Source organism: Sphingobium cyanobacteriorum, assembly GCF_030580935.1.
Lineage (GTDB): Bacteria > Pseudomonadota > Alphaproteobacteria > Sphingomonadales > Sphingomonadaceae > Sphingobium > Sphingobium cyanobacteriorum.
In genome coordinates, this window is the sequence record NZ_JAUQOM010000010.1 from 75,138 (window position 1) to 100,596 (window position 25,459).

23 protein-coding genes are annotated in these 25,459 nt (G+C 62.7%); 16 read left to right on the top strand and 7 right to left on the bottom strand.

The window, feature by feature from the left end:
• Window positions 1-46: 46 nt before the first annotated feature.
• Entirely contained in the window at window positions 47-826 is a 780-nt protein-coding gene (locus Q4610_RS16670; protein ID WP_304537103.1) for an SDR family oxidoreductase, read from the top strand.
• A gap of 17 nt (window positions 827-843) precedes the next feature.
• Window positions 844-1,293 carry a nuclear transport factor 2 family protein gene (locus Q4610_RS16675; protein WP_304537104.1) on the top strand — a complete coding sequence of 150 codons (450 nt, stop codon included), beginning with the start codon at window positions 844-846 and terminating at the stop codon, window positions 1,291-1,293.
• Window positions 1,294-1,343: 50 nt separating this feature from the next.
• Here the strand turns inward: Q4610_RS16675 and Q4610_RS16680 are convergent, their stop codons facing one another.
• From Q4610_RS16680 to Q4610_RS16695, 4 genes are all read right to left on the bottom strand, one after another.
• On the bottom strand, window positions 1,344-2,351 hold the full coding sequence (locus Q4610_RS16680; RefSeq protein ID WP_304537105.1) for an alcohol dehydrogenase catalytic domain-containing protein: 1,008 nt from the start codon (window positions 2,349-2,351) through the stop codon (window positions 1,344-1,346).
• An 87-nt stretch (window positions 2,352-2,438) separates the two neighbouring features.
• On the bottom strand, window positions 2,439-3,239 hold the full coding sequence (locus Q4610_RS16685; protein ID WP_304537106.1) for an enoyl-CoA hydratase/isomerase family protein: 801 nt from the start codon (window positions 3,237-3,239) through the stop codon (window positions 2,439-2,441).
• Between the two features lie 40 nt (window positions 3,240-3,279).
• Window positions 3,280-4,050, bottom strand: coding sequence for an SDR family NAD(P)-dependent oxidoreductase (locus Q4610_RS16690; protein ID WP_304537107.1), 771 nt, complete (start codon window positions 4,048-4,050; stop codon window positions 3,280-3,282).
• 52 nt (window positions 4,051-4,102) lie between these two features.
• Window positions 4,103-5,164 (bottom strand): hypothetical protein, encoded by a 1,062-nt coding sequence (locus Q4610_RS16695; RefSeq protein ID WP_304537108.1) that lies wholly within the window; start codon window positions 5,162-5,164, stop codon window positions 4,103-4,105.
• A gap of 244 nt (window positions 5,165-5,408) precedes the next feature.
• On the opposite strand from Q4610_RS16695, the gene Q4610_RS16700 reads away from it, so the two are divergent.
• Both Q4610_RS16700 and Q4610_RS16705 read left to right on the top strand, forming a co-directional pair.
• On the top strand, window positions 5,409-6,515 hold the full coding sequence (locus tag Q4610_RS16700) for an epoxide hydrolase family protein (RefSeq protein WP_304537109.1): 1,107 nt from the start codon (window positions 5,409-5,411) through the stop codon (window positions 6,513-6,515).
• 85 nt (window positions 6,516-6,600) lie between these two features.
• Window positions 6,601-7,362: a GntR family transcriptional regulator gene (locus Q4610_RS16705; RefSeq protein WP_304537110.1), complete on the top strand. Its 762-nt coding sequence runs from the start codon at window positions 6,601-6,603 to the stop codon at window positions 7,360-7,362.
• A 73-nt stretch (window positions 7,363-7,435) separates the two neighbouring features.
• Here the strand turns inward: Q4610_RS16705 and Q4610_RS16710 are convergent, their stop codons facing one another.
• Window positions 7,436-8,239 (bottom strand): crotonase/enoyl-CoA hydratase family protein, encoded by an 804-nt coding sequence (locus Q4610_RS16710; RefSeq protein WP_304537111.1) that lies wholly within the window; start codon window positions 8,237-8,239, stop codon window positions 7,436-7,438.
• Between the two features lie 188 nt (window positions 8,240-8,427).
• Here Q4610_RS16710 and Q4610_RS16715 point away from each other — a divergent pair, with 188 nt between their 5' ends.
• The 6 genes from Q4610_RS16715 to Q4610_RS16740 all read left to right on the top strand — a co-directional run bounded on the left by Q4610_RS16715 (window position 8,428) and on the right by Q4610_RS16740 (window position 14,291).
• Window positions 8,428-9,225 carry a helix-turn-helix domain-containing protein gene (locus Q4610_RS16715; RefSeq protein ID WP_304537112.1) on the top strand — a complete coding sequence of 266 codons (798 nt, stop codon included), beginning with the start codon at window positions 8,428-8,430 and terminating at the stop codon, window positions 9,223-9,225.
• A 39-nt stretch (window positions 9,226-9,264) separates the two neighbouring features.
• The gene (locus Q4610_RS16720) at window positions 9,265-10,050 is read left to right on the top strand and encodes an enoyl-CoA hydratase (RefSeq protein ID WP_304537113.1); all 786 of its coding nucleotides are present in this window, start codon (window positions 9,265-9,267) and stop codon (window positions 10,048-10,050) included.
• Window positions 10,051-10,065: 15 nt separating this feature from the next.
• The gene (locus Q4610_RS16725) at window positions 10,066-11,223 is read left to right on the top strand and encodes an acyl-CoA dehydrogenase family protein (protein ID WP_304537114.1); all 1,158 of its coding nucleotides are present in this window, start codon (window positions 10,066-10,068) and stop codon (window positions 11,221-11,223) included.
• 6 nt (window positions 11,224-11,229) lie between these two features.
• Window positions 11,230-12,330 carry an acyl-CoA dehydrogenase family protein gene (locus Q4610_RS16730; protein WP_304537115.1) on the top strand — a complete coding sequence of 367 codons (1,101 nt, stop codon included), beginning with the start codon at window positions 11,230-11,232 and terminating at the stop codon, window positions 12,328-12,330.
• A 178-nt stretch (window positions 12,331-12,508) separates the two neighbouring features.
• Entirely contained in the window at window positions 12,509-13,339 is an 831-nt protein-coding gene (locus tag Q4610_RS16735; RefSeq protein ID WP_304537116.1) for an SDR family NAD(P)-dependent oxidoreductase, read from the top strand.
• 52 nt (window positions 13,340-13,391) lie between these two features.
• Complete coding sequence (locus Q4610_RS16740) at window positions 13,392-14,291, top strand: NADP-dependent oxidoreductase (RefSeq protein ID WP_304537117.1); 900 nt, start codon at window positions 13,392-13,394, stop codon at window positions 14,289-14,291.
• A 74-nt stretch (window positions 14,292-14,365) separates the two neighbouring features.
• Here the strand turns inward: Q4610_RS16740 and Q4610_RS16745 are convergent, their stop codons facing one another.
• Together Q4610_RS16745 and Q4610_RS16750 are read right to left on the bottom strand one after the other, a co-directional pair.
• Entirely contained in the window at window positions 14,366-16,006 is a 1,641-nt protein-coding gene (locus Q4610_RS16745) for an AMP-binding protein (protein WP_304537144.1), read from the bottom strand.
• 23 nt (window positions 16,007-16,029) lie between these two features.
• Entirely contained in the window at window positions 16,030-18,114 is a 2,085-nt protein-coding gene (locus tag Q4610_RS16750; RefSeq protein ID WP_304537118.1) for a 3-hydroxyacyl-CoA dehydrogenase NAD-binding domain-containing protein, read from the bottom strand.
• 201 nt (window positions 18,115-18,315) lie between these two features.
• Between Q4610_RS16750 and Q4610_RS16755 the strand changes: the two genes are divergently transcribed.
• The 6 genes from Q4610_RS16755 (at window position 18,316) to Q4610_RS16780 (ending at window position 25,405) form a co-directional block, all read left to right on the top strand.
• The gene (locus tag Q4610_RS16755) at window positions 18,316-19,542 is read left to right on the top strand and encodes a CaiB/BaiF CoA transferase family protein (RefSeq protein ID WP_304537119.1); all 1,227 of its coding nucleotides are present in this window, start codon (window positions 18,316-18,318) and stop codon (window positions 19,540-19,542) included.
• 63 nt (window positions 19,543-19,605) lie between these two features.
• Window positions 19,606-20,778, top strand: coding sequence for an acyl-CoA dehydrogenase family protein (locus Q4610_RS16760; protein WP_304537120.1), 1,173 nt, complete (start codon window positions 19,606-19,608; stop codon window positions 20,776-20,778).
• Window positions 20,775-21,854: a phosphotransferase gene (locus tag Q4610_RS16765; RefSeq protein ID WP_304537121.1), complete on the top strand. Its 1,080-nt coding sequence runs from the start codon at window positions 20,775-20,777 to the stop codon at window positions 21,852-21,854. The genes Q4610_RS16760 and Q4610_RS16765 overlap by 4 nt, the downstream gene beginning before the upstream one ends.
• A gap of 115 nt (window positions 21,855-21,969) precedes the next feature.
• Window positions 21,970-23,166 (top strand): NADH:flavin oxidoreductase/NADH oxidase, encoded by a 1,197-nt coding sequence (locus Q4610_RS16770; RefSeq protein WP_304537122.1) that lies wholly within the window; start codon window positions 21,970-21,972, stop codon window positions 23,164-23,166.
• Window positions 23,163-23,672, top strand: coding sequence for a nuclear transport factor 2 family protein (locus Q4610_RS16775; protein WP_304537123.1), 510 nt, complete (start codon window positions 23,163-23,165; stop codon window positions 23,670-23,672). Before Q4610_RS16770 ends, Q4610_RS16775 begins: the two co-directional genes overlap by 4 nt.
• 86 nt (window positions 23,673-23,758) lie before the next feature.
• Window positions 23,759-25,405, top strand: a complete 1,647-nt coding sequence (locus Q4610_RS16780; RefSeq protein ID WP_304537124.1) for an MFS transporter — start codon at window positions 23,759-23,761, stop codon at window positions 25,403-25,405.
• Window positions 25,406-25,459 lie beyond the last annotated feature (54 nt).

Genomic DNA, 25,459 nt, shown 5'->3' on the forward strand with positions numbered 1-25,459 from the left:
GTCAGTACAGGCTTGCGCTGTTCGGCCAGTCGGCAATGTTGCGCGCATGACAAGAACCATTGTGGTCACAGGCGCCGCGTCCGGGATGGGCCGCGCCACGGTAGAGGAATTGACGGCGGCCGGTCATCGGGTGATCGGGGTCGACCTGCGGGATGTGGAGGTCATCGCCGACCTTTCCACGCCGGCTGGGCGATCGGCCATGGCCGATAGCGTCGCCCGATTGGCGCCTGACGGTATCGACGGCGTCGTCGCGGCGGCGGGTGTCACCGTGCCCCTGCCGCCCAGCAAGATCATTGCGGTCAATTATTTCGGTGCGGTCGCGACGTTCGAATTGCTGCGGCCCTTGTTGCTGCGGTCGGCTACGCCCTGTGCTGTCGCCGTCATCTCCACGGCCGCGTTGATGGATTATGACGACGCGCTGGTGGAAGCCTGCCTGTCCGGGGACGAGGCGGCGGCACAGGCAATGGCGGACACGCATGGCGCAACCGAGGCGACGGGATATGCATCCAGCAAACAGGCGCTTGCCCGCTGGCTGCGTCGCGCTGCCGTGTCGAAAGAATGGGGCGGTTCGGGCCTGTTGCTGAACGGCGTTGGTCCCGGTTCGGTGCTGACGCCGATGACGGAAGATTTTCTATCCACCCCCGAAGGACGCGCGATGTTGGCCAAGGCGACGCCGATCGCGCTGCCCGGCCGTGCCTATGGCGAGGCATCGGAACTGGCGGAGATCATCGCGTTCCTGGCCACGCTGCGTGGCCGCTATCTGCTGGGCCAGATCATATTCGTCGATGGCGGGACGGAACTGTTCTTCCGCCCGGATTTGATCTGAACGGAAGGATCAAGATCATGGGACCGGATGGCAACGCGGCGGTCGCCATGCTTTCGCTGCAATTCGGGTTCGGCACCGGCGATTGGCCGTGCGATGCATTCGACAATCAGGCGGATGCGGGCGGTGCGCCTTTCTCCAATATTCATCCCGATGCCAGGTTCAGTATGTTCGGCCCTTCCGGCCGCAAGGAGATGCTGGAGGGCAAGCAAGCCTTCGTCGATTTTGTCGGCCGCTGCGCGGCGGCCCTGGCGGACCGTACCGACGAGATAGTGGCGATTATGCCGATCGATGAGGAGGGGGCTTTCGTCCACGGCCGGGCCTGGCGCAAGAGCAGGGCGACGGGCGAGGAACTGCGTTATGAATGGGCCATGCTCTACCGGGTGGAAAATGGCCTGATCACCTATGGCGCGGATATGCTGGACGCCGATGCGCAGGCATTTTGGGGGCGGGTGCTGGGGCAGGACTGAAGGTGGCCGGGACTGGATTCCCGACCACTTTTTGCATGTCCTGTCCTTTGTCAGGCCCAGGGGTCGACATGGACTTTCGTTTCATTGTGCGGACCGCGCAATGTTTCGATCATGTCCGGCAGGGCATCGAGCCCGATATTGCTGGTGATCATGTGCCGTGGTTCGACATGGCCTGAATCCAGCATGTCCACCGCATATTGAAATTCGGGCACGGTCCACGCCATCGAGAATGTGAGCTTGACCTGCTTGAAAGTGCTGATGCCGGGAATGACGGGATCAGGGGCCATGCAGAAGCCGAGCGAGATGACGTGGCCGTTGGGTTTTACCAGGTTGATCGACTGTTGCAGCAGGCCGACGGCTCCGGCGGCTTCGAACACATAGTCGGGCATGCCATCCAGGGCCTGGGTGACACGCTCCGCCTCTCCCTCGCCGGTCAGGACATAATCGTCCGCGCCAAGGGCAAGGGCCATGTCGCGGCGGCGTTCCGAGCGCGATGCGGCAACGACCCGCCCGGCGCCCAGGCGCTTGGCCCAGAATGTGGCGGCAAGGCCCACAGCCCCTGCGCCCAGCACCAGAACCTTCGCGCCGAGAGGCAGATTGGCCAGGCGCACGCCATGCAGGCCGACGGCCAGCGGCTCCACCAGAGCGCCATCGTTGAGGCTGAGCGCAGCCGGCAATTGCACCGCCGTGCGTTCCGCAATACGCATATATTCGGCATAGCCGCCAGCATAGGGCGACATATTGGGACACATCACGACCTGCCCCGCCCGGCACATGTCGCATGCGCCACAACCCGCCGCGGGCAGGGCCGTGACGCGATCGCCGACCTTCAGGCTGGTCACGCCCTTGCCGATGGCGACCACCTCGCCGGAAAATTCATGGCCCAGGATGGTGTCGCACGGGAAATCATATCCCTTGCCGGATGTCATGTTGAGGTCCGTGCCGCAGATGCCGCAGCGACCGACCTTGATCACCGCCTCGCCGTCGCCAGGTGTCGGGTCCGGCCGTTCCTCAACGACCCATGGCTTGCCGGCTTCCTTGAACACCGCTGCGCGCATCACACTCTCCTGAAGTCCTTGTTTGTGAAGATGGTAGGCGGCGCACCTTGAAAGGCCATCCCCAGTTGGGGACGGTCGCCACGCTGGTCACGCTCCCGTGAAGCGGGGCGGGCGCTTTTCCGCGAAGGCGGTCAGCGCCTCCTTATAGTCCGCCGTGCTGTTCGCGACGATCTGGGTCGGGTTCTCGATATCCAGCGCATGATCCAGGCTGGCGGCATCCAGATTGCGCCACATGATCCGCTTGGTCTGCGCGACAGCGAACGGGCTGTTGACGAGGATGGCGCGGGCCTGGTCGAGCGCCGCATCGGCCAGTGCTTCAGGCTCCACCATCCGCAGGATGAGTCCTGTGGCCAGTGCTTCAGGGGCCTCGATCGGGCGGCCGGTCAGCATGATTTCGAAGGCACGGGCCGCGCCGATCCAGCGGGGGAGGAAATAGCTGATGCCGCTTTCCCCGGCACTGAGGCCGATGCGGACGGACGCCACGAGGAAGCGGGTGGCCGGCGTGCCGATACGCATGTCCGCCCCCATCGCGATGGCCATGCCTGCGCCCGCCGCGACGCCATTGACCGCGCAGATGACGGGCTGGGGCATGCGCCGCATCCGCTGCGCCATGCCCGCAAAGCGGCTTTGCCAGCCCATCTTCTCGACCGGGGAACTGACACCGGGCTGCTGTCGCTGCGCCGCCGCCCACATGTCCTGCCCCGAACAGAAGCCCCGTCCCGCCCCGGTGACGATCACCACCCGACAGGTCGGATCCTCGGCCAGATCATCCAGGGCATCGGAGAAATCCTTCACCATCTCCCTGGAGAGGCTGTTCAGACTGTCCGGGCGGTTCAGGGTCAGGCGCACGACGCCATCCAGCGGACGATCGATCAGCAGATGGTCCATGTCGCTTCCCTTGAAAAACCGGACAGATTGCCATCCGTCGTCAGAGTGACTGGCCATCGTCCAATTCGAAACTGCCGCCGGTGATCGTGCGTGCCGCATCGGACAACAGGAACAGGGTCATGTCGGCCAGGTCGGCTGGTTCCATTACCCGCTTGCGCGGGAAGCTGCCGATGAGCGCCTGGCCAGCCGGGGTTTCGAGCCACGCGCTGTTCAGTTCGGTCTTGATCCAGCCGGGGCAGATCGTGTTCACGTTGATGCCCTTGAGCGCCCATTCCTTTGCCAGCGCCTTGCCCATCATCAGCACGGCGGCCTTGGTGGTGTTGTAGGCCACCAGCTTGTCAAGGACGCGGTGCGAGCCGACGGAACCGACCAGCACGATGCGGCCAGCCCCGCTGTCCGCCGACCCGGCGGCAATCATCCGCTTGGCCGCTTCGCGCGCGGTGATGAACACGCCGCGCAGGTTGACGCTGACGACCTGGTCGAAATTCTCGATCGGGAGGCCAAGTGCGGAACTGGGCGCATTCATGCCCGCATTGGCGATCACCGACATGACCGGGCCAAGCGCGGCCTGCGCCTCGTCAAACCCCTGCGCGACGGAGGCTTCATCCTCCACGTCCATGGCGACCGCCACGGCCTTGCCGCCTGTCGCCTCGATCTGCGCCTTGAGCGCGGCCAGCCGGTCGACCCGGCGCGCGGCAAGCGCGACAGCAGCGCCGGCCGCCGCGGCCGACCTGGCAAAGTGCGCGCCAAGGCCGGACGAGGCCCCGGTCACCAGAACGACGCGACCGGCAAGATCAGGAAAATTGGACATTAAAAACGAGCTCCTGGAGGCAACATGGTGGCTTGCAGCCTACCGATCTATGTCAGCCGTGGGTGGCGACCGGACGGAAGGGAGAGGCGTAGCGCAGGGTGCGCTGCTCGCCATGGGCGGTTTCGCCCCATGCCATCCAGCGTACCGGCTTGCGTGTCTCGCCAACGCGGCGGACAATGCCTTCCTGCTGGCGGTTGGGCGTATGCGCGGTCGGCAAAATCCGCAGATCGACCGGCTGGATGATTTCCCAGGCCTGCCCATCCACATCGAGATCGACCCGTTCCGACCAGCCATCGGCGGCGCGGCTGACCTTTGCCGACACGGTTGAGGATTGCACGACCAGACCGTTCTGATTGGAGACAATGCCGATACCCAGCCGGTCATGGCCGACGATGAAGTGGCCGAATTCAAACGCGCCGTCCTCATATTCCGTGGCGAAGCTGTACCAGGTCAGGTGCGTTTCGGCGCCGACAAGTACGTCGTTGACCATGTAGAGCACGCTGTCCGGCTTCATATAGGCCTGCTCTATGAACAGGAAGCCCGTGACCTTCTTGTCCAGGATCGTGCCTTCGCAGGCGAAGGTCTGCGAAGCATAGAACAGGCCATTGTCACGACCGGGCAGATACCATTGCAGGCCCGGCTTGAGCGACGGCCCGGCAATGTCGATCAGGCCATCTTCCCGATAGCTGAGGTGATCGGGCCTGTATGTCGCATGGAAACCGCGGCGCTTCTCGTCCACTTCGTCAGCACGCCAGACGATTTTTTCATCATCGACCTCGATGATCGTGTCGGTGTTGTAGCCGGTGCGCATCGAACGGTGATCGACATGAAGCTCGCCCGCGTCATTCTGCACGAACAATACGGCGCGCCGGCCGATGGTGCTGCGCGTACCGGCTTCGCGCGGCGGCTCGGTCAGGCCGTCGAAGGGAAAGCGGCGCATGAAGATATAGACCTTGCCGTCTTCGTCGCGGAAGGTGCCCCACGGATATGTCGCTTCCGGCACCAGCCCGAAATAGCCGCGCGAAGCCGATGCCCCTTCGACCGACGGTTCGAATGAACCCGACATGCCCAGCCATTGGAAATCGCCCCGCTGGGGGGTGCTGGTTTCAGCCATCTGTTCCATCCTCATTCCTAATCCTGATGCAGATTGTCCGGGCCGCGACCAGGGCGGGTCATGCTTTATCAGCGGTCCAGAACACGCGCCGGAATCTAACAAGCAGCGCCAGTCTTGGCAGCTTGCCATCGCGAAGATCATAACTGCGATGCGACGCGCCATGCTGTCGCCGCATGGCCAATCGCGTCGCACACTATTCTTCGTGGCCGAAAGCAGGGCCTCAGGAGAGGGGAATACGCCTTCAATGACCATGCGCCCGTTTCGCATCGATGTGCCGCAACCCGTGCTTGACCGTATCGCCGCCCGCGTCGCCGACACCCGCATCGGCTATGCCCCGGCGGAAGGCGGTCCGTGGGATTATGGCATGGATCGCCGGTATCTGGCCGAACTCGTGGAGTATTGGCGCGACCATTATGACTGGCGGGCGCAGGAAGCCGAACTGAACCGCTGGCCGCAGTTCGTGGCGGACGTGGATGGCGTGGACATTCATTTCTACCATATTCCCGGCGACGGCTCCCGCCCGCTGCCGATCATCCTGACGCATGGATGGCCAGGATCGGTGGTGGAGTTCCAGGCGGCGATCCCGTTGTTGAACGGCGCGGGCTACACGCTCGTCATCCCTTCCCTGCCCGGTTATGGCTGGTCGGGCCGCCCCGCAAGGCCGATCGGCCCCGCCAGTGTCGCGGCGCTGTGGCGCAGGCTGATGGTGGATGTGCTGGGCTATCCCCGCTTCCTTGCCCAGGGCGGCGACTGGGGCAGCGCCGTCACGCAGCAGCTTGGCGTGTCCCATGCCGATGTGGTCGCGGCCATCCACGTCAATTTCTTCATGGGGCCGCCGCCGGGATCGAGTGATGATCCCGAACTGGCCGATTATTGGGGCGCGGTGGGCAAGCTCATGCAGGCGGAAAGCGGTTATCAGCACGAACAGGCGACCAAGCCGCAGACCATTGGCCTTGCCCTGCACGACAATCCGGTCGGATGGGCGGCCTGGGCGGTGGAAAAATTCTGGCGATGGGGCGATACCGGCGGGAATATTGAAAGCCGGTTCGACAAGGATCACCTGATCACCAACCTGATGAGTTATCTGGTGACGGACAACATCATCTCGTCTTTCTGGATGTATTATGCCAGCGCCCATGAGCCGCGGCGCCCAGGTCCGGTCACTGTGCCGAGCGGACTGGCGCATTTTCCGGCGGAATTCTATCCGATGCCCAGCCGGCGCCTGGCCGAACAAGCCTATAATGTCACGCGATGGAGCAAGATGACGGCCGGCGGGCATTTCGCGGCGATGGAGGAACCGGATGCTTTCGCCGCAGATGTCATAGCGTTTTTCGACGAATATGGACGGTGAGGTGCAAGCGGGCGCGGCGTCATCGCACAGGTGATTTGCGCACCTAAGCGTTTGCGACCGGCGAGTCTGAGTGTAAGGCAGGAAGATGACACAGTTGGCGGCAATGAAACTCGCGGTCGGCCCAATCCCGTTGTATCATCAACTGGAGCAGGATTTGAAGGCGCGCATCACGTCTGGCGAATTTGCGCCGGGCGACATGCTGCCGACCGAAGAGCAGATCGGACTGGCCTATGGCGTCAGCCGCATCACGGTGCGGCGGGCGCTCGCATCGCTGGAGGCGCAAAGATTTATCCAGCGTCGTCGCGGGGTCGGATCGTTCGTGGCGGACCGTTCTTCGGGCTTTCATGCTGTGCAATTGAGCGGGTCGCTCGATGCCTTCCTCATGACCGCATCCGAACTGGAGCCAGTGGTCATTTCGCTCGACGAGCGGGTCGCACCGGACGAGATTCTGGCCGATTTCGGCCTTGATGAAGGCACGAAACTGCTGCGGCTGGAATTGATCAGCCGGACAGGGGACGGGCCGACCGCACATTCCGAATTCTACTTCACCCCGGCCATGACCGGCAGGCTCACCGTGGACGACATCGTCGGCAGCGAACCGATCATACGCATCCTGGAACGTAAATTGGGCGTGCGCGTCAGCCGGGCGACCCAGATCATCGAACCGGCAGAGGTGAGGGGCACGACGGTCAAATATCTGGGCCTGCCCGAAGGTACGCCGGTGCTGGGCGCGCAGCGTAAATATTATACCAGCACAGGCGAGCTGATAGAGGTGGCCCGCCAGCGCTATCACCCCGAACGCTATCGTTATGAAGTCGAACTGCGGGCCAGCCTGCAAAGCGTCTGACAGGGTCTGGTGACGGGGTTTGTGACAGGGGGGCTGGCGCCGGAACATTCGCGGCGCCAGCGATCGGCCTGCGTCAGTCCCCCTTGAACACCGGATCGCGCTTGGCCATGAACGCATCCAGCGCTTCGGCATGATCGCCGGTTTCGTGCGCCAGCGCCTGATAGGCGGCCGATAGTTCAAGGATTTCAGACATGCGCTGGGTCTGCGCCTCGCGCAGCAGGCGCTTTGTCAGTCGCAAGGCGCGGGCGGGATTGGCGGCGATGCGTTCGGCCAACGCCAGCGCTTCCGGCAACAGGTGTTCGTCCGGGACGACCCGGCTTACCAGGCCAAAGCCAAGGGCTTCCTGTGCGCTGTAGCGATCGCCGGTGAAGAACATCTCCGCCGCGCGGGCATAGCCCACCACCCGCTGGAGCGACCATGCGCCGCCATCGCCGGGGACAATGCCGACCTTGATGAAGCTGGCGGAAAATTTGGCGCTGTCTGCGGCAATCCGCATGTCGCACAGACAGGCCAGATCGCATCCCAGGCCCACGGCGTGGCCATTGATCGCGGCGATCAGTGGAACTTCGCAATCCATGAATGCGGTGGTGATCCGCTGTACCCCGCGCCGATAATTGTGGCGGGTGGAGTCGGGCTGATCGAGCGGGCCGATGCCGTTGCGCTCTTTCATCGCCTTGAGATTGCCGCCGGCGGAAAAGGCGCGACCGCTTCCGGTCAGGATGGCGGCGGAGATGGAACGGTCGTCCGTCAGCGACTCGATGGCTTCGACAAGATCATGGCAATCCTGATGCGTGGCGATGGCGTTCAGCGAGTCGGGACGGTTGAGCGTGACGACGGCGATGCGGCCGCGCCGCTCAACATTTACGAAAGAAGTCATCAATCCCGGTCCTCGCCTCTACGTTGAAAATGCGTGGTTTCTAGCGGATTTTGGTAACTTTGCGAACCTGCGCCGCCTTCATCACAGGTGCGAATGTTTCGCTTGCCAAAACCGCGAGTCAGTATCATATGATGACAACATAACATGGCATAGCAACTGCTGGTGGACTGTTTTTAGGAGAGCGAGCGATGGCGACCGTGATGCGTGAGAAGAAGATCAAGTCCGCCGACCGGGTGCTTGAAATTTTCGAGATGTTCTCGGCCGATCGCCAGGAAGTCACGGTGATGGACGTGGCCCGCTCGCTCAACGTGCCCCAGTCGAGCACGTCAGAGCTTTTGAGTTCGCTTGTGCGTCGTGGCTATCTCTATCGCGATCGCGCTGCCCGCACTTTCCGTCCGACCGCGCGCGTGGCTTTGCTGGGCGCCTGGGTCCAGCCGCAACTGTTCCGCCATGGCCGGCTGTTGCCGATGATGGACGGTCTGCTGGAGGAAACCGGAGAGGCGGTCATCCTTGCATCGATGATCGGTCTGGACGTGAAGCATGTCCATGTGGTCGGCGAAGGTCTGTCGGATGCAATTGCTTCCGACACGGAACATCATGTCCTCCATTCGCCTTTCGGCGTGGCGTTGCTGTCGGTCATGTATCGCGAGCATGTGCGCAAGCTGGTTCATCGTCTCAATGCGGAAAGTGACCCCGCCTTGCATGTGCGGTACAGTGACCTGGAAGCGCAGCTCAACCGTGCGAGCAAGCAGGGCTATGTCGTCGGCGACCTGGGCGACGGGTTCGCGGCCGTCGCGGTTCTGCTGCCCCACCGCCTGGGCGAAGAGCAACTGGTCATCGGCATCGCCGGCAAGAGCGAGCAGATTCATGCGCGTTGCGACCAGTTGGTCCAGACCCTGCGGGGCGCCATCGCCAGCCGGCTCTCGCCCTGGTCCCGCCCGGACATGCGGGAGGTCGAACGGCCCGCCATCGCCGCAGTACGCTGACGGTCCGGCACCTTATATTCCCCTACAGAAAGGTTATCAGTGACCCAGTATATCGTCACGCGCAAGGAAGGCGCGATCGGCCATGTCATATTCAACAAGCCGGAGAAGATGAACGCCATCTGCCTTGAAATGTGGCAGGGTATGAGCGACGCCATGGCGCAGTTCGAAAATGACGACGACGTGCGCGTGATCGTGTTTTCCGGTGCGGGCGGCAAGGCGTTCGTCGCGGGGGCGGACGTCGGCAAATATGAGCAGGAGCGCGGCGACAAGGACGCGCAGGAACATTATGCCAAGACCGGCGAGGACGCGCTTCAGGCGATCTACAAGTCCAAGAAGGTGACTGTCGCCGCGATCGACGGCTATTGCATCGGTGGCGGCGTGTCGGTGGCGCTGGTATGCGACCTGCGCTACTGCTCTGCCCAGTCGAGCTTCGGCCAGCCGGCGATGAACATCGGCATCGGCTATCGTTATTCCTCGTTGCGCCGCATGGTCGACATTATCGGCTATGGCGCTGCCAAGGACATGCTGCTGGGCGGTTTGCGGTTCGATGCGCAGGAAGCCTATATCAAGGGCCTGGTCGGTCGCGTCCTTCCCAATGAGGAATTCCAGCCCTGGATCGACAAGATCATCAAGACCATCTCTGTCGGTGCGCCGCTGACGGCGGAAGATGTCAAATATACGCTCTGGACATATAGCCAGGACGAAAGCAAGCGCGACACTGACCGTTGCGAAGAGCTGTTTCAGATCTGCTACGCTTCGGAAGATTATAAGGAAGGCATTCGCGCCTTCGCCGAGAAGCGCAAGCCGGTCTTTGTCGGCAAATAAGGGGCGACACGGACCATGGACCTGCGGTTTACCGCCGAGGAGGAGGCGTTCCGTCAGGACGTGCGCGCCTTCATCCGCGAAAATCTCGACCCTGTGACCCATCGCAAGATGGTGGAAGGCCGCATCCCGGACAAGGAAGAGATCGTCGCCTGGCAGCGGATGCTGAACAGCCGCAAATGGGCGACCCCTTCCTGGCCGCAGTCCCATGGCGGGCCGGGTTTTACCCCGGTCGAGCGCTATATCTTCCTGGACGAATTGCATCAGGCACCGGCGCCTGAGCCGGTGTCGTTCAACGTGTCCATGATCGGCCCGGTGCTGATCCAATATGGCACGCCGGAACAGCAGGAACGGTTTCTGGCGGCGACGGCCAATCTCGATATCTGGTGGGCGCAGGGTTTCTCGGAACCGGGGGCAGGGTCCGACCTTGCCTCGCTGCGCACATCCGCCCGGCGCGAGGGCGATCATTATGTGGTGAGCGGCCACAAGATCTGGCAGGGCATGGCCCATCATGCCGACTGGATGTTCACGCTCGTCCGCACCGACCCGCAGGCGCCCAAGAAGCAGATGGGCATTTCCTTTCTGCTGATCGACCTGCGCCTGCCGGGCGTCACCGTACGGCCGATCATCACCCTTGATGAACGGCATGAAGTGAACGAAGTGTTCCTGGATGAGGTGCGCGTTCCGGTCGACTGTCTGATCGGGGCGGAGAATAAGGGCTGGGACGTAACCAAGTTCCTGCTTTCAAACGAGCGCACCGGCATTGCCCGGATCGGCATGACCAAGCATCTCATCCGCCGCATCAAACGGCTGGCGGATGGCGACACGTCCATACTCGCCAAGGCGGCAGCGCTGGAGGCGGAACTCAAGATATTGGAGATCACCCAGCTTCGCATCCTGGATGGCCAGCGTCGTTCCAGCGCGGCGGACCCGCGTTCGTCCATCCTGAAGCTGAAAGGCGTGGAATTGCGGCAGGCCGCGTCGGAATTGCTGCTGGCGGCGGCTGGTCCCGCTGCCCTGGAAGTGCGGCATGATGACGCGGCCTTTGGTGAGGACGATGCCGAATGGCTGGGCACGATCATGCCCAATTACGGCATTTTGCGCGCCGCCAGCATTTATGGCGGATCGAGCGAGGTGCAAAAGGGCATCCTTGCCAAAACCCAGTTGGGGCTTTGAAAATCTATGGATCTCGAACTATCCGATGATCAGCGTATGCTGAAGGACAGCGTCGACCGCATCATTACCGAACATTATGATCTCGATCATCGCAAAACCTATATGAGCCAGCCGGGGGGCTGGTCGCAGGAAATGTGGTCCACATTTGTCGCACTGGGCCTGACGATGTTGCCTTTCTCCGACGAGCAGGGCGGCCTTGGCCTGGGCGGGGTGGAAACGATGATCGTGGGCGAGGCCTTTGGTCGCGGCCTGGTGGTCGAACCCTATCTGTCCTCCATCGTGCTGGCTGGCACGGCGATCAGCCATGTCGCGACGCCCGAACAGGCGGCGGGATGGCTGCCCGGCATCATGAGCGGAGAGACGATCGGCGCGCTGGCGACGGATTCAGCTGTAATCGCAGAACGGGAGGGCGACGGCTGGACCCTGAACGGCACGGCCCATGTCGTTCTGGGTGGTGACAGCGCGACGTTGCTGATCATCCCGACCAGCGATGGCCTGTTCGTCGTGCCCGGCGACGTAACCGGCCTGGAGCGACGCGGCTATCGCCTGCATGGCGGCGGCGGCGCTGCGGATGTGAAGCTGGCCGGAGTAAAGCTGACCGATGCGGACCGGCTGGGCGGCAATGGCGGCACCGGCCGGGCGATCGAGGCGGGTGTCGCCTGGCTGGCGGCGGAGGCGGTTGGCGCGATGCAGGCTGCACTCGACCTGACGGTGGACTATCTCAAGACCCGCGAACAATTCGGCAAGCCGATCGCGGTCAACCAGTCATTGCAGCATCGCGCGGCAGAAATGCTGGTGGAAGTAGAGCAGGCGCGCTCCGCCGCCATGTATGCCGCTCTGCTGGCGGACGAACAGGATGATCATGTCCGCGCCACCGGCTATGCCGCGATCAAGGCGGTCATTGGGAAGGCCGGCCGCTTTGTCGCGCAATATTCGGTGCAACTCCATGGTGGCATTGGTGTCAGCGAAGAGCATATGATCAGCCATTATTTCCGGCGACTGACCGCCATTGGCATGGTGCTGGGCGATACGGAGAGCCAGATCGCGCGGCTGGCCGAACTGGGCGGATTCACCAGTGCCACCCCGCATTTCGGGACGGCCGCCTGATCGAACGGCGGGTGGCCTTCATTCTGCATCATGGATACGATTGTCACATGATGGCGCGATGCTTTGCCTTGGCCCGTCTGTGCCGTTCTGGCAGCACCATCGACAGGCCAATTCCAAGTGACGAAAGCCCGCAGGGCCGTGCGCGACGAATATAGGTTCCCTGGTGAGGAGGCAGAAGATGGCGTCGATCGGTCCCGGACGTACAGCGGTTGTCACGGGCGGCGGTTCGGGCATCGGCCTTGAACTGGCGCGCGCACTGGCGGGTGAGGGCATGCATGTCGTGATCTGCGGCCGCAGCCAGGACCGCCTTGAAAAGGCGGCGAAGATGCTGCGTGACGATAGCGGTGCCGTTGTGGAAGCCATCGTTTGTGATGTGGCTGATCGCGCGCAGGTCAGGGCAATGGCGGGCCAGGTCGAAGCGCGGTTCGGTGCGGTCGACATGCTCTGTGCCAATGCCGGCGTGACCACGGCGGGCGAATATCGCGATCATCAGGATGCGGACTGGGACTGGACGCTTGGCGTCAACCTCGCCGGCGCGACCAACTCCATCCAGGCATTTTATCCGGTCATGACCCAACGGGGGTCGGGCACCATCCTGATTACGGGATCGCAAACGTCGCTGGTGCCGGACTGGGTGGTCGGACATGGTCCTTATGTGCCCGCAAAGGCCGCGCTGGTCGCGCTGGTATTCGCGCTGCGGCCCGAAGCGGAAAAATATGGCGTGCAAGTCTCGCTATTGCTGCCTTCGGCCACGGACACCGCCATGGGCAATCCGGCCGGATCGCGACAGGTGACGCCCGGCGCGCAAATCATGCCGCGTGACGGCATGCCGATGCCCGAAGCGCCTTTCTTCCTGTCGCCGCAGGAAGTGGCTGCTCGCGCTATTTCCGGCGTGAAGGCCAATCATCCGCTGATCGTTACCCATGCCGGGATGCGCCCGCTGGTAAAGCATCATCTGGACCGGATCCTGGATGCCTATGATCAGGCTGCTGCATGGCAGCCGGCATGACCTTCTCGCGCCAGACCCCTTTAATTTCGATCTTGTAGCAGGAAAATCGCACATGCGCGCTGTAGTAATCCACGGTTATGGTGACACGGATGTGCTCGAACCGGCCGAAATGCCGGTTCCTGAATGCGCATCGGGTGAAGTGCTGATCAAGGTTCACGCCGCCGCCGTCAATCCGGCGGACGGCAAGTGGCGGTCAGGCAAGTACCAGGCCTTCATCCCCCTCACGATGCCCCATATACTGGGCTATGATATTGCCGGTACGGTCGAGGCGGGTGAGGGTTTTTCCAAGGGGACACGGGTTGCGGCCATGCTCAATCCCATGACCAAGGGTGGCTATGCCCAATATGCCAGCGCAGTCGTTTCCAGCGTAGCGGAAATTCCCGACGGGATGAGTTTCGAGACGGCTGCGGCGGTGCCCTGTGCAAACCTCACGGGTGTGCAACTCATTGAAACGGCACTCGACCTGAAAGCCGGGCAGCGTGTGCTGATCACCGGCGCGTTGGGCAATGTCGGGCGCGCGGCCATGTTCGCAGCGCGTGGTCGGGGGGCGCATATCATTGCCGCAGTCAGGGCTGACCGGGCCGTTGAAGCGCGGGAAGCAGGTGCGGCGGAGATTGCCGTTATCGGAGAGGAATGGACCGGGGAAGCGTTCGACGAGGTCGCGGACACGATCGGCGGACCCAGTGTGGCGCCCCTGATGCGTCATTTGAAGCCGGGCGGGCGCATCGCGACTGCATCGGATAGTCCGATTCCGCCCGATGGCCTGCCGGTTGTGCCCGAATTCTATGGTATCAATCCCGACGGCGCCCAGTTGACAAAAATACTCGCGGCTGTTGCGGCGGGTGCGTTGCCGGTCATGATTGATCGTGTCCTGCCGCTGGACGCTGCGGCCGAAGGGCAGAAGGCCGTGGATGCAGGTGGCCTGAGGGGCAAGATCATCCTCAAGCCTTAAGGTCCAGCGACGCCAGATCGTGCCCTGATGCCTTCATAGCGGCAACGCTCTGGCGCCTGCCCCGGCAGGGACGCTCAGTTTGCTTGGGGCGATGTGTCGTTCAATGTCTGGGCTATTTGCTTCAGTTCAACCCGCCGGACCTTGCCAAGAGGCGTCTTGGGCAGGACGTCAAGCGTCACGAAGCGTCGCGGCACCTTGAAATTAGCCATATGTTCACGCGACCATGTGGTCAGTTCGACAGGATTTGGCGCGATGCCGGGCACTGGCACGATGAAGGCGGCGGCGACTTCACCCATACGGTGATCGGGCATCCCGACGACTGCGACTTCGGCGATACCGGGGGCCTGGCGCAGGATATTCTCCACTTCGGCCGGATAGACGTTGAAGCCGCCCACGATGATGATATCCTTCAGCCGGTCGACGATACGCAGATAGCCGCGTTCATCGAGGATGCCGACATCGCCGCTATGCAGCCAGCCATCGGCATCGATCGCTTCCGCTGTCGCGGTCGGATCCTCGAAATAGCCCTGCATGACGCTGAACCCGCGAAAGCAGACTTCACCCGCTTCGCCAATCGGCACGGGTTGGTTGTCGGACGTGACAAGGCGCATTTCCCAGCCAGGAAACGGGCGTCCGACCGTGTTGGCCAGGGTTTCGGCGCTGTCGCCGAAGCGGCAGCTTGTGCCCATCGCGGTATTTTCGGTCAGGCCGTAACTGGTCAGCACCAGTTCCATGCCAAGTTGATCATGGCATGCCTGCATCAGGGATACGGGAAGATTGGCCGATCCCGTGATGCCGATGCGGAGAGACGAAATATCATGGCCGGTCGGTTGGTCGACCAGCGTCTGGAACAGAGCCGGCGGCCCCGGCAGCACCGTGATGTGTTCGCGTTCGACAAGGGCGGTCAGGGCGTCAGCCTTCAATTCGGCGACGGGATAGGCCGTCATGCCGCCGATCAGGCAGGACACCCATCCGGCCCGATAGCCAAAACTGTGGAAAAAGGGGTTGACGATGACCATCCGGTCGCCGGGCTGGATGCGGTTGACGAAATTATAGCTGCGGACGACGCCCAGCGCTTGCGCATGGCTGAACATCGCGCCCTTGGGATTGCCGGTGGTGCCGGAGGTGAACAAGATGTCGCACAGGCTGTCCGGCCCGATAGTCGCGATACGTTCATCCAGCTCGGCCTCGCTTACACTGTCGGCGCGAGACAGGAAGCCGTCCATGGGATCGGTGTCGAACAGGATGATATCGCGCAGATCGGGCAGGCCGGATATCGGGCGACCTGCTTCCTCCCCGCCGCGTACTGCGCGCAGCAGTCCGACATAGTCGTTACCGAGGAAATCACCGACCGTGCAGAGGAAGGCCGCCCGACTTTTATCGAGGATGAAGGCGGCTTCCTCGCCCTTGAACCGGGTGTTGAGCGGCACGAGCACGCCGCCTGCCAGTTGCAGGCCGAGCGTCGCGATGATCCAGTCGATGCCATTCGGCGCCCAGACCGCTATCCGCTCGCCCATCGCAAGGCCCGATGCGATGAAGGCGCGGGCCATGCGGCGTGCCGCCGCTTCGGTTTGGCCGAAGGTCAATCGGCGACCATCCTCCCCGACTAGGAAAGTCCGATCGCCATGACACCGGGCGGATTCAGCAAGTTGAGCCGGGATGGAGGACGGGCCTGCCAATGGATCGAAACGATTTTCGTCCCAGTCCTGTGCCATTGTCGTGGCCATCCCGTCCCCGATCACGCTGCGTCCCAGCCTTTGCCTTCCTTGGCCAGACGCTCCAGCAGCTTGCATGGGCCCCAGCGAGGGCCATTCCGCTTTTCGGCCTCCAATGCCATCTGATAGATTTTGTCGAGGCCATATTGCTCGCCCCAGTACATTGGGCCGCCGCGGTGAACGGGGAAGCCATAGCCATTGACCCAGGCAACATCGATATCACCGGCGCGGATGGCGGTGCCGTCCTCAATCTCCTTGGCGCCTTCGTTGACCAGCGGCGCGAACAGACGGGCTTCGACTTCTTCGTCGGTAAACTCCCGGCGGGTGATACCGAAATCGCGCGAAACGCCCTCGATGATCTCCATCGTTTCGGGATCGGACAATTTGTCACGCCCTTCGTAGCGGTAGAAGCCCTTGTTGGTCTTCTGCCCGAAACGGCCAGCTTCGACCAAGCGCTCCACGATCGGTGACAGGCGCTCACCTTCCGGGATACTGGCGGCGCGGCCCTTGCGGGACACGACAGCCATGTCCATGCCGGCCAGATCACGCATCGACATAGGCCCCATGGCCATGCCGAACTTGGTCGCGACACGGTCGATTTGTTCCGGCGTCGCACCCTGTTCCAGCAGGAATTCGGCTTCGCCCGTATAATATTGCAGCATACGGTTGCCAATGAAGCCTTCGGTGCTGCCAGCAAGAACCGGCACCTTGCCGATCGTCTTGCCCATTTCCATGACAGTGACGATGGTTTCGGCGGATGTGACGGCGCTGCGAACATTTTCCAGCAGCTTCATCACATTGGCGGGCGAGAAGAAGTGACAGCCGACAACGTCGCCGGGCCGTCTGGTGGCGCTGGCGATCTCGTCGATCGACAGATAGCTGGTGTTGGTGGCCAGGATCGCACCGGGCTTCATCAGGGCGTCGAGGCGCGCGAATATCTCTTTCTTCACGTCCATCCGTTCCAGGGCGGCTTCGATCACGATGTCGCACTGGGCAAGGTCTGCATAGTCGGTCGTGGGCGTGATAAGCGACAAGGCCTTGTCCATCTTGTCCTGGCTGATCGACCCGCGGGAAACGGAAATGCCGTAATTCTTGCGGATCACGCCGATACCGCGATCCAGCGCTTCCTGATTGAGGTCGAGCAGGGTCACGGGAATGCCGGCATTGGCAAATGACATGGCGATGCCGCCGCCCATCGTGCCCGCGCCAATGATGGCGCAGGACGTGATCGGCTTGGCCTTCACATCGGCGGGAATGCCGGGAATCTTGCGTGCCTGACGCTCGGCAAAGAAATAATGCATCAGCGCAGCGCGCTGGTCGCTGGCGTACAGCTCCTGGAATTTTTCGGATTCGAATGCCAAAGCCTCTTTGGCTGGACGCGTGCAGGCGGCCTCGATGCAGTCGATGATGACCATCGGCGCGATCTTGCCGCGCGCCTTCTTACCCACATTCTTGCGCGCTTCGGCGAAAACGGACGGGTCGATGCCGGTGATCTTCTCATTGCGCTCGATCACGGGCACGAAAGTCTTGCCGGAGGCCAGCGCTTCCCTGGCGAACGCAATGCCGCCGCTGCGCACATCATCGACGATCGCGTCGACAATGCCCAATTCCAGGGCCTTTGGCGCCGGAACATGCTTGCCGGAGGTAACGAGGTCGATGCCTACTTCCACACCCGTCAGGCGGGGCAGGCGCTGCGTACCGCCTGCGCCCGGCAGGATGCCGAGATTCACTTCAGGCAGGCCGACCTTGGCCGATGCAAGGGCGACGCGCGCATGACAGGTCAGTGCCACTTCCAGGCCGCCGCCCAGCGCAGTGCCGTGAATGGCCGCGACAGTCAGTTTGGGGAACCCTTCCAGCACGGTCTGAAGGTCGTGGATGCTTGGCTTTACCTTGCTCTTGTCCGTGCCGAATTCGGTGATGTCAGCACCGGCGATGAAGGTCTTGCCGGCGCCCAGAATGACCACGGCCTTCACCGCCGAATCGGCGCCCGCGCGTTCGAGCGCTTCACCAAGCCCGGTGCGCACGGCGGCGCTCAAGGCATTTACCGGGGGGTAGTTGACCGTCAATACCGCAGTCTCGCCATCGACCTCATATGCAACTGCGCTCATACCAGCCTCCGCTCGGTTATACTGTGATTGGTGTGGCCAAGTGGGCCGTCATCCGTTCCTTTGGCAACAGGGGGCGGATAAGGCGAGGGCAGGTACGCTGACTGCGGGACATATCGCTGTTACGATGTGCCTTGGGACAAGGTTGTCCGCTCTCATCAAAGTCGGTGAATGAGGCTGCTCAGTGTAAGGGAGCGGGGGAGCATGTCGTCAGAAGCGTTGAAGGGCATCAGGGTCCTTGACCTCAGTCGTATTCTGGCCGCTCCATTTTGCGCCCAGTTGCTGGGGGATCTGGGCGCAGAGGTGATCAAGGTCGAACGTCCGGGCGCGGGCGACGACAGCCGTTCCTACGGCCCGCCCTTTCTGGACGATGCCGATGGCAATCCGACGCGGGACGCCGGCTTTTACCTGAGCTGCAATCGCAACAAACGTGGTATGACGGTGGATCATTCCAAGCCCGAAGGCGCAGCGTTGCTGCGTGAACTGGCAGCGAAATCCGATGTGTTCATCGAAAATTTCCGCACCGGCGTTCTTGCCAAATATGGCCTCGACTATGAGAGCCTGAAAGAGCTTAATCCCCGCCTGATCTATTGTTCGATAACCGGATTCGGTCAGGACGGCCCCTATGCGGCCCGGCCCGGCTATGATGGCGTGTTTCAGGCGATGTGCGGCATGATGAGCGTGTCCGGCCTGCCTGATGGCGTGCCGGGCGGCGGGCCAATGAAGGTCGGCGTGTCGATGGTCGACATATTGACCGGCCTTTACGCCAGCAGCGCCATCCTTGCCGCGCTGCGCCACAGGGACAATAGCGGCGAAGGGCAGTTCATCGACATGGCCCTGCTCGATTGCGGACTGGCCTCCCTGTCCCATTACGTCCAGAATTACCTGATTTCCGGGGTCGTGCCCGAACGGCGGGGTAATGGCGGATTTGGTGGCATTCCTTCGCAGACATTCATGTGCAGCGACCGCGAAATTTTCATCGTGGCCAGTACCAACAAGCAGTTCGGTGCACTGACCCGCGTGCTGGGAGAACCGTCGCTGGCCTCCGACCCGCGTTTCGATCAGGTGCAAAAGCGCATCATGCATCGGGATGAACTGCTCGCCATTCTCGACAGCCTGTTCGCCAGGCGGACTGCCACAGAATGGCTGGAGGCACTGGAAGCGGCCGACGTTCCTGCCAGTCCGGTTAACGACGTGGCGATGGTGTTCGACAACCCCCAGGTCAAGCATCGCGCGATGCTGGCCCATACGCATCATCCCGTGGCGGGCGACTTGCCGATTTTGCGCAATCCCATTCGCATGTCGGCGACCCCGATCGGCGAGGCGACACCGCCGCCGACGCTGGGGCAGGATAATGACGCGGTTCTGCGCGATGTGCTGGGATATGACGATGTTCGGATCGCCGCGCTGCGGGCCGCAGCGGTCCTTTAAAAAGGTACGCGGCAAGGCCACGGCCTGGCTATGCCTCAACATGCAGCAAAATCACCAAAGGATATGGAAGTGACTGAACGCGCCGTTGCCATTGCCGACCGGGTCGAGGCTTTCGTCCGCGATGTCGTGTTCCCCTATGAGCGGGATCCCCGCGCGCGTGGCCACCACGGGCCTGCGGACGAACTGGTCATGGAAATGCGTGACAAGGCCCGTGCAGCGGGCGTCTTGACCCCCCACATCATGCCCGATGGCAGTCACCTGACCCAGCGCGAAACGGCAATCGTCCTCATCCGTTCCGGCCTCAGCCCGCTTGGCCCCCTGGCCTGCAACACGATGGCACCGGACGAAGGCAATATGTATCTGCTCGGCCATGAGGGGTCGGCGGAGCAGAAGGCGCGCTTCCTGAAACCGCTGGTGGAAGGGCGCGCCCGCTCCGCCTTTCTGATGACGGAACCCGCAACCGAGGGCGGCGCCGGGTCTGACCCGTCGATGATGAAAACGACCTGTCGCCAGGATGGCAATCATTGGGTCGTAAATGGCCGCAAGCGGTTCATCACCGGCTATCAGGGCGCCGCTATCGGCATCGTCATGGCCAAGTCGGACGATGGTGCCTGCATGTTCCTGATCGACCTGCCCGACCCCGCGATCCGCATCGACGCCGTGCCGGACACGATCGACAGTTCGATGCCGGGCGGCCATGCGACCCTCACCATTCGTGACCTGCGCATTCCCGCCGACCAGATGCTGGGCCAGTCGGGCGAAGGTTTCAAATATGCGCAGATTCGCCTGTCGCCTGCGCGCCTGTCGCATTGCATGCGCTGGCTGGGCAGTTGTATCCGCGCGCAGGAGATCGCGATCGACTATGCCTGCAAGCGTGAAGCGTTCGGCAAGACGCTGATCGACCATGAAGGCGTGGGCTTCATGCTGGCGGAAAACAAGATCCTGATCCAGCAGTGCGCGTTGATGATCGACTGGTGTGCAGGCGTACTGGACAGCGGATCGCTCGGCACGGTCGAAAGCTCGATGGCGAAGGTTTCGGTCAGCGAGGCGCTGATGAAGATCGCCGACAATTGCGTGCAGGTGATGGGCGGCACCGGCGTGACCGGCGACACGATCGTCGAACAGGTGTTCCGCGAAGTCCGCGCCTTCCGCATCTATGACGGCCCGACCGAGGTGCACAAATGGAGCCTGGCCAAGAAGATCAAGCGCGACTGGGTGAAGGGACAGCAGGCGTGAGCGGGGCGGCCGACGCGGCGGCCAATAGCGGGACCACCCCGGTCCGGGCCGGCTACGGCTTCGACGAGGCGGCACTGACCCGCTGGATGGAGGCGCATGTCGGCGGCTTTTCGGGGCCGCTCAGCGTGGAGCAATTCAAGGGTGGCCTGTCCAACCCGACTTACAAGCTGGTGACGCCTGGCCGCCATTATGTGCTGCGCCGCAAGCCGCCGGGCCAGATATTGAAGGGTGCCCATGCCGTGGAGCGCGAGGCGCGCGTGCTGAGCGCGATCGGCGGCGCGGGTTTCCCCGTTGCGCATGTCTATGGCCTGTGTGAGGACAGCGCGATCCTCGGTTCCGCCTTCTATGTCATGGAAATGGTGGAAGGGCGCATCTTCTGGGACGCGACGATCCCCGGCGTCCCGCAAGAGGAACGCGCCGCATTGTTCGACGCGATGAATGCCACGATCGCGCAGCTTCACGCGCTGGATTATCAGGCGATCGGCCTGGGTGATTATGGCAGGCCGGGCAATTTCTTCGAACGGCAGATCGGCCGCTGGTCGAAACAATATCGCGAGGATGTCGAGGCGGGCCGGGACGAGACGATGGACCGGCTCATCGCCTGGCTGGAAGCCAATATTCCGGCCGGCGATGACATGACCACGCTGGCCCATGGCGATTTTCGCATCGACAATCTGATCTTTCATCCGACCGAACCGCGCGTGCTGGCCGTGCTGGACTGGGAATTGTCCACCCTTGGCCACCCTGGCGCGGACTTCGCCTATCATGCGATGATGTACCGGATGCCGCCCTATATCGTTGCGGGCCTTGTCGGCGCGGATATCGCCGGCCTCGGCATCCCTTCCGAAGCGGACTATCTGGCCGCCTATTGCGCGCGCACGGGACGTGACGGGATGCCGGGCTATGATTTTTACGTGGCGTTCAACTTCTTCCGGCTGGCGGCGATTTTCCATGGGATCAAGGGACGGATGATCCGGGGCGCCGCCAGCAACGCCCAGACGCAGGAGCGGGTCCGGGTCTTGCCCGAACTGATCCAGCTTGCCTGGCAGCAGGCAGAGCGGGCCGGGGCGCGATAAGTACAAAAGCGGTCGCAATGATTGTCATCGCCCTGCCGATCAATGGGAAGCGGGGTTGCAGTTCATCAGGGCTGGCCGGACAATAGGGCGTTCCGCGACCAAGGAGCGCCTCAAAGTGAATGTTGCTGCACCGGCTTCCCTGCTTTTTACGCCTTTGACGATCCGGGGCTTCACCGCGCCCAATCGGGTGATGGTGTCGCCCATGCAGCAATATGCCAGCGACGACAGCGGGCTGGCCAATGATTTCCACCTTGTCCAGCTTGGTCGCTTCGCGATGGGCGGGGCAGGGATGGTGATTGTGGAGGCGACCGCCATCGAACCGATCGGGCGCATGAGCCATATGGACCTTGGCCTGTGGTCGGATGAACAGATCGCTCCGTTGGCGCGGATCGCAGCCTTTATCAGCAGCCAGGGGGCGGTGCCGGGCATCCAGCTCGTCCATGCCGGGCGCAAAGGATCGATGCAGGCGCCCTGGGATGGTATGGGCCCGCTTACGGAAGCGGACATCGCGCGTGGGGAAGCGCCCTGGCCGACCATCGGGCCGAGCGCGATCTCGCCGGGGCAGGGCTGGCAGGTGCCCGAAGCAATGAGCGAGGCGGACATCGCCGCCAACGTCACACTCTGGGCGGATGCGGCGCGGCGCGCGGCGCAGGCGGGGTTCGGCATCATCGACCTGCATGGGGCGCATGGCTATCTGCTCCATGCCTTCCTGTCACCCATCTCCAACCATCGCACCGACAGCTATGGTGGCAGCCTTGCCAACCGGATGCGCTATCCGCTGGAGGTGATCACGGCCATGCGCGCCGCCATCCCCGATGCGTGTGCGATCTTCTATCGCTTGTCCGTGCTGGATGGGATGGCAGGGGGCTGGACGGAAGCGGACAGCCTGATCTTCTGCCGGGAATTGCTGGCGCGTGGTGTGGATGTGATCGATTGCTCATCAGGGGGCGCCGTGTCCGATCGTTCGACCGATACGCGGGTCCGGCGAGGCTATGCCTTTCATGCCCCCTATTCGCGGGCCATGCGGCAGGGGCTGGACGGAGGCCTGGTTGCGACGGTAGGGCTGATTGTCGATCCGCATCAGGCCGAGGCGGTGTTGCGGTCCGGGGATGCGGATATCGTGGCCCTCGGTCGGGAACTGCTGGCCGATCCGAACTGGACGCACCATGCGCGCCATGTTCTGCTGGGTGAAGGCTATGACGACTGGCCACAGCAGGCGGGCTGGTGGCTTGACAAGCGCGTTGGTGCGCTGCGAAAATTGCAGGAGGCTGGTGAAACGCCCATGACCCGCTATCAGGACAGTCCAGCGTGATCCTGGCAGGGGACGACGATCCGGTCGAGCATCGACTGGCCGCGCTGGAGTGTCGGGTCCGCGATCTGGAGGACCGGCAGGCCATCTACCAACTGGTCGCCAGCTATGGGCTTGCCGCCGACGGCATGAGCCGCGAAGGGCTTGAGCGCCTGTGGGCGCCTGATGGGCGCTACGATACCGAACATCATATATTCGAAGGCGCACAGGCGGTTGGAGCGATCGTCGAAGATCCGATGCATCTGGGCTTCGTAGAACCGGGATGTGCCCATGTCATGAGCCTTCCGCATGTCACCGTGACGGGAAACAGCGCAGTCGCCACCAATTATTCGCGTGTCTATCTTCGGTCCGGCGAAGAATGGCGGGTCGTGCGGGTTGCCGCCAATCGATGGGAGCTGACGCGGGACGAGGCGGGGCTTTGGCGGGTGGACCGGCGGATCAATCGCCTGCTTGACGGAACAGCGGAATCCCGTGCCCTGCTCGCGCAGGGCCTGTGCATCGCGCAATGATTGCGGGCGGTGGCCAAATTTCCTATGCGCGACCATGATCGCTAAGGTCAGGGTAGTGAAGGCGGGATGATGACAGGCTTGAGGGAATGAGGAGCGGCACGTCTTTCGCGCCCCTGCGACATCGGGTTTTCCGGCGTATCTGGACAGCCAGCCTGTTATCCAATTTCGGCCTTTTGATCAACGGTGTCGGCGCTGGCTGGGCGATGACCGAGATGAGTGGGCGCGCCGATCTTGTCGCGCTGGTGCAGACCGCGCTGATGCTGCCCTATATGTTGTTTTCGATGCCGGCCGGGGCGATTTCCGACACATATGACCGTCGAACCGTCGGCATGACGATGCTGTGTTTCGCTCTTTGCAGTTCCCTGTTGCTGACCGGAGTTGCGCTGGCGGGCTGGCTAAGTCCGATGCTGTTGCTGATGCTGTGTTTCCTTAGCGGTACAGCCAACGCCATGTTCGGTCCGGCCTGGCAGGCGTCCGTCAGCGAGCAGGTGCCAGCAGAGGATCTGGCGCCGGCGGTGGCGCTCAATTCGGTCAGCTACAATATCGCGCGCAGTTTCGGTCCGGCAATCGGCGGCCTGATTGTCGCGGCGGCAGGTTCGGTCGCGGCGTTCGGTGTGACGGCATTCTGCTATTTGCCTATCCTGTTCGCTTTGTTTCTCTGGCGGCGGGAACAGGAATCGCCACGTCTGCCGCCCGAACGGATAGGCTGGGCGATGGTATCTGGCGTGCGCTATGTCCTGTATTCCCCGTCCACGCGATCGGTCATTATTCGCGCGGCCCTGACCGGGATCGCCGGTGGCGCCATCTCTTCGCTCATGCCGCTGATCGCGCGGAATCTGGTTGGCGGGACAGCCGCGACATACGGCCTGTTGCTGGGCGTGTTCGGTATAGGCGCAGTGGTGGGTGCATTGGTCATGCCCGCGCTTCGCCATCGTCTGCCTGGCGAATGGCATATCGGTGCGAGTACCGCGCTTCTTGGCTTTACCATCATCCTGCTGTCGCTCGCCCGATCACAATGGACCGCCATGCCGATCCTGTTTGTGGCCGGCATTTTGTGGATGCAGCCGCTGACCCAGTTCAATATCGCGATCCAGACGCAGGCGCCGCGCTGGGTCGCCGGACGCGCGCTCGCGGCCTATCAGGCGGCGATGGCCGGAGGGATCGCCGGAGGAGCATGGCTGTGGGGACATGTTGCTGAATTGGCGGGGACTGCGAATGCCATCGCCTGTTCCGGTCTGGCGATGTTCCTCTGCGTTGTGGCGAGCCGTATCTGGCCGCTCAACCGCGAAGAGTCCGACCTTGGTGATCGCGAGCGGCCACTGGCCACGCCGGAAGTCCGCCTCGCCCTTACAGGGCGAAGCGGTCCTGTGGTGATCGAGGTCGACTATCGGGTCGACCCGCAAAGGGCGCGCCAATTTTACGACGCCATGCTGGAAGTGCGGCATTTCCGCCAGCGCAACGGTGCCTATATGTGGTCGCTGGCCCGCGACATCGCGGACGAGCAATGCTGGCTGGAACGTTTTTCCTGCCCCACATGGCACGACTATCTGCGCCAGCGCGAGCGGATGACGGCAGGCGAACAGGCCATATTGGAGCGTGCGCTGGATCAGACGGTCGATCAGCGTGGCGACCGTATTCGACGCCTGCTCGAACGGCCCATCGGTTCGGTGCGCTGGCGCCCGGAAAGTCGCGACCCAGGACTGATCCTGCCGATCAACTCCGGTTCAGGATAGTGGCGAGAAGGATACTGGCCTGAACTGGGTGTGCGAATGGCGAGCCGTGGCCAC